This is a genomic window from Collinsella sp. AM23-17, assembly GCF_003470945.1.
GTDB classification, from domain to species: Bacteria; Actinomycetota; Coriobacteriia; order Coriobacteriales; family Coriobacteriaceae; genus Collinsella; species Collinsella aerofaciens_O.
In genome coordinates this window covers 48,738-57,497 of sequence record NZ_QRHU01000003.1, presented here as the reverse complement: position 1 = coordinate 57,497, position 8,760 = coordinate 48,738, and the positions used below count along the sequence as shown (strand labels likewise).

Below are 8,760 nucleotides of genomic sequence, written 5' to 3'. Positions count from 1 at the left end.
AGCTTCCCATGGGCGGTGAAGCCGCCGGGCGACCGGCGGTGGAGCGCATGGGAGTGAGAATGCTGGCATGAGTAGCGAGAGACGAGAGAGTAACTCGTCCGCCGTGAACCCGAGGTTTCCTGGGCAAGGCTAATCCTCCCAGGGTCAGTCGGGGGCTAAGGCGAGGCCGGGAGGCGTAGCCGACGCGCAGCAGGCAGACATTCCTGCACCGCGCACGCGGCGCTACGACCGACGGGGCGACGGATGGGGGTGGCTCGGCGGGGTTCTGGACGTCCCCGTGATGGAGCGCGGCCCGCGGACCAGGGAAATCCGGTCCGCACACAGGGCGAGGCTCCGGACGAAGCGATTGAGCGAAGCGAGTGAGCCCGAGGTCCCTAGAAAAACCCCTAGGCAGGCGCGTGCGCGCCCGTACCGCAAACCGACACAGGTGGGTGGGTAGAACATACCGAGGCGATCGGGTCAACCATGGTCAAGGAACTCGGCACAATGGCCCCGTAACTTCGGGAGAAGGGGTGCCCGCGCGTACGTGAACGGACTTGCTCCGGGAGCGGAGGCGGGCCGCAGTGGAGAGGCCCAAGCGACTGTTTACCAAAAACACAGGACTCTGCAGAAGCCGCAAGGCGACGTATAGGGTCTGACGCCTGCCCGGTGCCGGAAGGTCACGCGGAGGAGTTAGCCATTTCGGCGAAGCCCCGAAGCCAAGCCCCGGTAAACGGCGGCCGTAACTATAACGGTCCTAAGGTAGCGAAATTCCTTGTCGGGTAAGTTCCGACCTGCACGAAAGGCGCAACGACTTGGGCGCTGTCTCGACCATGGACCCGGTGAAATTGCACTGGTCGTGAAGATGCGACTTACCCGCGGAAGGACGGAAAGACCCCGTGAACCTTCACTGCAGCTTGGCATTGGCCGCTGGTCCCGCGTGTAGAGGATAGGCAGGAGGCACAGATCCGGAGGCGCCAGCCCCCGGGGAGCCGCCCTTGGAATACTGCCCTCGCGCGACCGGCGTCCTAACCCGAGGCCGTCAACCGGCTCGGGGACCGTGCCAGGCGGGCAGTTTGACTGGGGCGGTCGCCTCCTAAAGGGTAACGGAGGCGCGCGAAGGTCCGCTCGGGACGGTCGGCAACCGTCCTTTTGAATGCAAGAGTACAAGCGGGCTTGACTGCGAGGCCCACAAGCCGAGCAGGTGCGAAAGCAGGCTCTAGTGATCCGGCGGCCCCGAGTGGGTGGGCCGTCGCTCAACGGATAAAAGGTACTCCGGGGATAACAGGCTGATCTTGCCCAAGAGTCCACATCGACGGCAAGGTTTGGCACCTCGATGTCGGCTCATCGCATCCTGGGGCTGGAGCAGGTCCCAAGGGTACGGCTGTTCGCCGTTTAAAGCGGTACGCGAGCTGGGTTCAGAACGTCGTGAGACAGTTCGGTCCCTATCCTCCGTGGGCGCAGGAGAATCGATGGAGGCTGCCCCCAGTACGAGAGGACCGGGGTGGACGCACCTCCGGTGAACCGGTTGTCGACCAACGGCACGGCCGGGTAGCCGCGTGCGGCGCGGATAACCGCTGAAGGCATCTAAGCGGGAAGCCGTTCCAGGGATTAGTTCTCCTTCCGGTAAGGGCCCAGGTAGACTACCTGGTCGATAGACGGCAGGTGCAAGGACGGCGACGTCCTCAGCCGAGCCGCACTAATCGCCCGAGCTCTTCCGGAACCGCACCTCGCGGCCCGCGGGACATGCGCTCTGAAGCGCGGTCCGGGCACGAGGATGCCCCCGAGTCATCTCCCCTATGCGCCATGCGGCCCCCAGGGCACGTGTATGCGATACCGGACACCGTAACGGTGGGCGCCGCCCACCGGTCAGCGGCCAGAGCATGGGGGGCACGCCCGGTCCCGTTCCGAACCCGGAAGCTAAGCCCCATCGCGCCGAGAGTACTGCGGGGCCAGCCCGCGGGAGGCCAGGGCGCCGCTGACCGGTGGACGGCACCGAGCCGTCTGATGACTTGAAGAAGGGGGAGGCCTCGCGGCCTCCCCCTTTTTTTGCGTTTACGGGGCGTAAATGACTCAATTACACCAGACGATCTTGTTGTTTTCGGTATTGAGCCTTTATTTAAAGAAAATAAATCGTATAACAAGGGCAACTGCTATGGCCGCAATGATCAAAAGCAGAATTGTCAGCTGATGCTGCTTGCGTCGTTTACTTGACGAAACGAAGATTGATTTTCCCTGTTTTGGCGTTTCGAGATAGCGAGCCGAATGCGTCAAGGTTTGCTTGGGTCGGGGCCCTCTTTGTTGATGAGCGGCGGATGCTTTCATCGGCTCATCACTAGCTGCGCTGTTTTTAGATAGTGGTGCGTCTTTCAGATATACAGGGTCTCCCGAGGCGACGCCCATATGTTTACGTCCCGTTTGGGCATCCTCGAGCGTTTGATATCGGTTTCTCGTCACATAATCGGGCTCTGGGTCATTGATGGGCTCTTGCGAGATGTGGGGGCGATGGAACCGTGGCGGCTGCGTAGAAGTATCTTCGCCCTGCGTCGGCATAAACATATTGTTCTGGTTTTGGTCGTCCATGATGCCCTTTAGCTCGTTACCAACAACGTGTACGCGCTCATTGTAAGCCCCTTGTTATTTGTAGCTGCGAACATACTTGTTATTTAAGCTCTGGTTCAAAGAACCTTAACCTTACTAAAACCTGAGTCAAACACACTTAGATATGCTTATAGTACTGGACTCAAAAAACTTTATAGTCGATGTATATATGAGCACTGGGTGGGCATATATAAGAGCGTCAAAAGAAGTCCCAACCACCTAGAAGATGGCTCGGCAGTCCTTAAAAGGAGTGGTAAACATGGCAAGCATGGTTCCTTATCGTTCGGTTTTTGGCGTTCGTCCTTCTGCTAGCTCGCTGTTCGATCTGTTTGATGATATGACCGACCTTGCAAACAACTCGATTGCTTCCAAGGCGTTTCCCGTTGACGTTGAGGATAAGGGCGATGGCTACGAGGTCAAGGCGTATCTGACCGGTGTCGCCAAGGATGACATCGACGTTGAGCTCAATGAGGGTCGCCTGTCCATCAGCGTGAACGTCGAGGAGAGCGCCGAAAACGAGGGTAAGAACTTCCTCCAGAAGGAGTTTAGCTCGTACAGCGCGACGCGTGGCGTATATCTGAAGGACGCTTCGAGCGAGGGCCTCTCTGCAAAGTATGCTGACGGCATCCTCACCGTTACGGTTCCTAAGATCGTCGAGAAGAAGAACGTTACGAAGATCTCCATCGACTAACGATGGCTCTGCTTCAATCGAGAGTATGAGTTAAGGGGGGGGCTGGGAAGTGATTCCCAGCCCCCCCCCTTTGTTGTCTTGAGGGGCTATTGAATGGTTGTCGGTTGATACTGGCTTGCAGGGCGTATCGAGAGCTTCCGTGGCCCTTGAAGACGGGTGGCAGAACTGCCGAGTTCATCATCGAGACTTGCATCAAGCGCGTTGGCATAGCTTTTGACGGTAAGGCTTGGACGATTATTGTCCTGGCTGATATGCATGGCGATGAGCTGTTCGGTGCGATCGGTAACAAGTTCTCGCGCGGCTTCGGCGGCCTGGTTGTTGGAGAGGTGCCCCTTTGTGGACAGGATGCGCTCCTGAAGAAAGCGTGGGTACGGTCCTTCGCGCAACATAGTTACATCGTGGTTGCTTTCGAGCGCGAGAACTCGACAGTCTTTGAGGATGCCCATGGCCTTGCTCGATAACTCTCCGGTGTCGGTGGCAAACCCAATGGAATCACCAAGAGCATTAAATCGATAGCCGACAGGATTGATGACATCGTGCGATGTTGAGTAGGTTTGCACGTGGATGCCGGCAATGGGGAGCGTGTCGCCGGGGTCAAATTCCTCTACAGGCAGGTGCGCGAGGTTTTCTTTGCATGAAAGGGTGTCCCTGCTGGCAAAGAGGGGACCATGCCAGTGCTTGCACCATACATCGAGCCCCTTGATATGGTCACCATGCTCATGGGTGATTACTAGAGCGGCGACGTCGTCTGCCGAGAGGCCAAGCTCCGCCATGCGTTTAAGTGTCTCGCGGCGGGACAGGCCATCATCGATCATGATGAGACCTTGCGGTCCCTCGATGAGCGCGCAGTTGCCTTTTGAGCCGCTGCCGAGGATATGAAGGTGCAGACGAGACATAAGATTCCAAAGGATACAATGGGTGCGAACGAATAGAGGAGGAAGCAAATGCCAACGGTATCTCAGCACTATGGACATCATGCCGCGCCGAGGACGGATAAGAGCGCCCTGGCAACGCGGCAGGCCGCTGCCCCCGTAGTGCTCATGGTATCAGGCGGTGCGGACTCGACGGCGCTGCTCCTTATGGCTTGCACATCAAAGTTGGATATCCAGGACGGGCGCGGCGTCGCTCCCATTGCGCGCGAGCGATTGCACGTGCTGCATGTAAACCATCATCTGCGCGGGGAGGCATCCGATGGCGACGAGGCCTTTGTACGTGACCTGTGCGCGCAATACGGCTTGCCGCTGTGTGTTGAGCATGCCTATTTTGATGACGAATCGGGCAATATCGAGGCTGCGGCTCGCGAGGTGCGCTATGCCGCGGTACGGAGATATGTTCGCGAACTTTGTGCCGAATCGGGCGCACCGCGGACGGCGGCTCGTATCTGTACCGCGCATACTTCGTCGGACCGCGCGGAAACATTTTTGATGAACGCCATTAAGGGGTCGGGCCCGGCTGGGCTTTCGAGCATTCCCCGTCGAAGGAATATCGTGGTGCGCCCCTTGCTTGACCTAACTCATGGCGAGCTCGTGAACTATCTGCAGGTGCATGGTCAGCCATGGCGGGAGGATGAGAGCAACGAGGACGTTTCGTACCTGCGCAACTATGTGCGCCACCGGGTGATGCCGGTGGTGGCACAGCGCAACGCGAACGTCTGCAAGACGATTGGCGCCGCCTGCGAGATCTTAGGCGATGAGGATGCCTTTCTTTCTCAGCTTTCGGCACAGGCGTTTCGAAGCTGCCTGCGCAAGGAAGCGGCGGGCGCACTGGTGCTCGATGCGCGCCGTCTTGCCGCCGCTGAGGTTGTGATTGCACGGCGTATCGTGCGGTTGGCGATTAAGCGCATCGATCCCGACGCGCGACCGGAGATGCGGCACGTGGAGCGCGTGCTCTCCTGTGTCGCTGCGGGCTCGGGTTCGGTAACGCTTCCTGCGGGAATTGATGCCCGTGTGGAGTTTGGCATGCTGGCGTTCAAGGTCCCGGCGGCGCGCGAGGGCTTAGTGGCCGACTGGATCTCCGTTCCCGGTCGTCTGCCGCTGGGGGCGGGGCGTATGCTGACAGCAGAGCCGATGGCTGTGGAGCCGGGGCGCGATATCGTGCACCGTGCCCGCGAGCTTGCTGCTGACGGAGAGGTTGCGGCCTTGGTGGATGCGGCGGCCCTGGGGTTCGCCGACCGCGATAGCGAGCGGATGCTAGCCGGCTCGCGCGGGGAGATTCCCGCCGAGGCGCGATTGGCGCGCCTGTGGGTGGATAGCCCTGTGCCGGGAGACGTGATGTGCCCGTTGGGGATGAGCGGTCGAAGCAAGAAAGTGTCAGACCTGTTGAACGAGGCGCGCATTCCTGTTTCAGACCGCTCTGGCGTACCCGTGGTAAGAACGGCTCCGGGAGGTGCCGTAGTATGGGTCGCGGGCGTTCGCGCGGACGAACGTTTTAAGTGCACGGCGGCGACGCGCGTGGCCTATCTGCTTCGCGTGGTTGACGCGGATTAGCTCCTCGCACTAGCTTTTCTGTGCGGCGTTGACGGTATTCCCGCGCTGATGGTGCGCGGGCTGGAAAATATACCCCGTGCGCTGCTAGAATGTGTAGTTCGCGTCCATACGGCGGTGTGTGGGCGATTAAGCACAAGAAAGGGTTGTCATGGCTTCTCAACATCCGGATATCGAGAAGGTTCTGTTTACGCAGGAGGATATCGACGGTATCGTCTCTCGCTTGGGCGAGCAGATTACGCGCGACTATGCGGGTAAGGATCTGGTGCTGATTGCGGTCCTGCGCGGCGCCGTGGTCTTTATGGGCGACCTGATGCGCAAGATCGAGCTGCCGACCAACATCGATTTCATGGCTGTTTCGAGCTATGGCGACGGTGTGAAGTCTTCGGGTATCGTGCGTATCATTAAGGACCTGGATATCGACATCCGTGGTCGCGACGTGCTGATCGTCGAGGACATTCTGGACTCGGGCCTGACCCTCAAGTACCTGATGAAGAACCTCGAGAGCCGTAAGCCCGCTTCTCTGGAGGTCGCCGCCTTCCTATGGAAGGACGTTGAGGACCGTACCTCGGCCGTCACGCCCAAGTATGTTGGAACCCATTGCCCCGATGCCTTTGTGGTGGGCTACGGCCTCGACTATGCCGAGCGCTATCGTAACCTTCCGTATCTGGGCATTTTGAAACCGGAGGTTTATTCGTAAGATGCCCGACGACCGTAACGACAACAATTCCCAGACTCCCCGGGAGCCTAAGATCCCGGGGATGCCCGGAGGCAAGAAGCCCACGCGTACGGGCTGGCTGTATTTTATTTTGGCTTGCGCGCTTCTGGGCTACGCCTTCTTTAACATGGGCTCCGGCTTTGCCAACTCCAGCAATACCGTTAAGCTCGCGACGAGTGAGATGGTCAGCGCCATCAAGCAGGATCGCGTCGAAGATCTGACCTATACGGTTCAGGACGGAAGCGTGACGGGTCATTACTGGAAGACGAAAAAGGACAAGGGCGACACGAGCGAGCTCAAGAGCTTTTCCTCGACCTATGTCGGTTCCGATTCGCTTGCCGAGCTCATGGCGGAGCACCCCGATACCAAGTACATCGTCAACACCAACGATCCCGATTTTTGGGGCGACTTGGCGATGAGTGTGCTTCCGACGATTGCCTTGATCGCCATCATGTTCTACTTTATGCGCCAGATGATGGGTGCCAACAACAGGAACATGCAGTTTGGCAAGACCAATGCCAAGACCAACGAGGCTACGCGTCCCAAGGTCAAGTTTGAGGATGTCGCTGGCGTGGATGAGGCGGTCGAGGAGCTCGAAGAGATTCGCGATTTCTTGAGCGACCCGGACCGCTATCGCAAGCTGGGCGCCAAGATTCCCCGCGGCGTGTTGCTGGTGGGCCCTCCGGGTACCGGTAAGACGTTGCTGGCCAAGGCCGTTGCCGGCGAGGCGGGCGTGCCGTTCTTTAGCATCTCGGGCTCTGACTTTGTTGAGATGTTCGTGGGCGTCGGCGCCAGCCGCGTGCGCGACCTTTTTAAGGAGGCCAAGTCTCAGGCTCCGTCAATCATCTTTATTGACGAGATCGATGCCGTGGGACGTCAGCGCGGAGCCGGTTTGGGCGGCGGCCACGACGAGCGCGAGCAGACGCTCAACCAGCTGCTGGTCGAGATGGACGGTTTTGAGGAAAGCGAGTCGGTCATCCTGATCGCCGCGACCAACCGCCCCGACATTCTGGATCCGGCGCTGCTGCGTCCCGGCCGTTTTGACCGCCAAGTCACGGTTGACCGCCCGGACGTAAAGGGCCGCGAGCAGATCTTGCGCGTGCATGCTGAGAACAAGCCGATGGACGAGGACGTTAAGTTTGAGAAGCTCGCCCAGATGACCGTTGGCTTTACTGGTGCCGATTTGGCGAACCTGCTCAATGAGTCTGCGCTTTTGGCCGCTCGCCGTCATCGTTCTGTGATCTCGATGGACGAGGTCGAGGAGTCGATGGAGCGTGTGATTGCCGGACCGCAACGCAAGGGCCGCGTGATGACCGAAGCCGAGCGCACCACGATTGCTTACCACGAGAGCGGTCACGCCCTGGTGGGCCACATCTTGGAGCATTCCGATCCGGTTCATAAGATTTCGATTGTCAGCCGCGGCCAGGCTCTGGGCTACACGTTGCAGCTTCCGCAGGAGGATCACTTCCTCAAGACCAAGAACGAGATGCTCGACGAGCTCGCCGTGTTCTTGGGCGGTCGCGTTGCCGAGGAGCTCATGTGCGACGACATCACGTCGGGCGCGAGCAACGATCTGGAGCGCGCGACTAAGATGGCGCGCGAGATGGTCACGCGCCTGGGCATGAGCGAGGAGCTGGGCACGCAAGTGTTTGGTGAGGCGCAGCATCAGGTGTTCCTTGGTCGCGATTACGCCGATCACCAGGATTACTCCGAGGAGACGGCGCGCCGCATCGATATCGAGGTTCAGCGCATCATGCGCGAAGCCCATCGCCGTGCGGTCGAGATTTTGGATGCCCGTCGCGATCAGCTCGATCTGATGGCGAAGGTGCTGCTTGAGCGCGAGACCGTCGAAGGCGACGCCGTGAACGCCCTGCTCGGCAATGAGTGGGATGCCTACCTTGAGCGCGAGGGCGATATCCTGGCGGCCAAGGAGGAGCGCAATGCCAAGGCGGCCGGCATGCCGACCAAGAAGCGCTTGCCTCGCATGAGCGAGGAGGAGCTGGCGGCTGATGCTGCGGCCTTTGCGCAGGCGGCCATGCAGGAGGATGCCGAAGCCGCATCCGGCGACGCTGGCGATGTCGAGGCTGCTGACACAAAGAAGGCCGATGACGACGCTGACGCCAACGAGTAGTCTTTGCCATGAGAGCCTCCGCGGGGAAACCTGCGGAGGCTTTTTCTTTTGAGCGATATGGGGCCATCTGTTGATTGGGGACAGACTTAAATGAGCGTTTTCACGCATTTAAGTCTGTCCCCAATCAACATTGTAAGTCTGTCCCCAATCAACATTG

General features: G+C 59.4%; 6 protein-coding genes, 1 rRNA gene and 1 other annotated feature (1 of these 8 cut by a window edge). Of the genes, 5 read left to right on the top strand and 2 right to left on the bottom strand.

Features of this window, described 5'->3' with window-relative positions; genetic code table 11:
- Nucleotides 1-1,702: a sequence feature (mutual gap in cmsearch alignment for this rRNA model is longer than 100), on the top strand (it extends 1,421 nt beyond the left edge of the window).
- Nucleotides 1,703-1,847: 145 nt separating this feature from the next.
- Nucleotides 1,848-1,963 (top strand): 5S ribosomal RNA (gene rrf, locus DW645_RS01910).
- A gap of 131 nt (nt 1,964-2,094) precedes the next feature.
- Here the strand turns inward: rrf and DW645_RS01905 are convergent.
- Nucleotides 2,095-2,562: a hypothetical protein gene (locus DW645_RS01905; RefSeq protein ID WP_117635976.1), complete on the bottom strand. Its 468-nt coding sequence runs from the start codon at nt 2,560-2,562 to the stop codon at nt 2,095-2,097.
- A gap of 277 nt (nt 2,563-2,839) precedes the next feature.
- Between DW645_RS01905 and DW645_RS01900 the strand changes: the two genes are divergently transcribed.
- Nucleotides 2,840-3,271, top strand: coding sequence for an Hsp20/alpha crystallin family protein (locus tag DW645_RS01900; RefSeq protein ID WP_117635977.1), 432 nt, complete (start codon nt 2,840-2,842; stop codon nt 3,269-3,271).
- Nucleotides 3,272-3,357: 86 nt separating this feature from the next.
- Here the strand turns inward: DW645_RS01900 and DW645_RS01895 are convergent, their stop codons facing one another.
- Nucleotides 3,358-4,167: an MBL fold metallo-hydrolase gene (locus DW645_RS01895; RefSeq protein WP_118226006.1), complete on the bottom strand. Its 810-nt coding sequence runs from the start codon at nt 4,165-4,167 to the stop codon at nt 3,358-3,360.
- Nucleotides 4,168-4,215: 48 nt separating this feature from the next.
- Here DW645_RS01895 and tilS point away from each other — a divergent pair, with 48 nt between their 5' ends.
- The 3 genes from tilS (at nt 4,216) to ftsH (ending at nt 8,603) form a co-directional block, all read left to right on the top strand.
- Nucleotides 4,216-5,757, top strand: coding sequence for a tRNA lysidine(34) synthetase TilS (gene tilS, locus DW645_RS01890; protein WP_199576413.1), 1,542 nt, complete (start codon nt 4,216-4,218; stop codon nt 5,755-5,757).
- Nucleotides 5,758-5,905: 148 nt separating this feature from the next.
- Entirely contained in the window at nt 5,906-6,454 is a 549-nt protein-coding gene (gene hpt / locus DW645_RS01885) for a hypoxanthine phosphoribosyltransferase (RefSeq protein ID WP_055251779.1), read from the top strand.
- A 1-nt stretch (nt 6,455) separates the two neighbouring features.
- Entirely contained in the window at nt 6,456-8,603 is a 2,148-nt protein-coding gene (ftsH, locus tag DW645_RS01880) for an ATP-dependent zinc metalloprotease FtsH (protein WP_118226004.1), read from the top strand.
- Nucleotides 8,604-8,760: the final 157 nt, after the last annotated feature.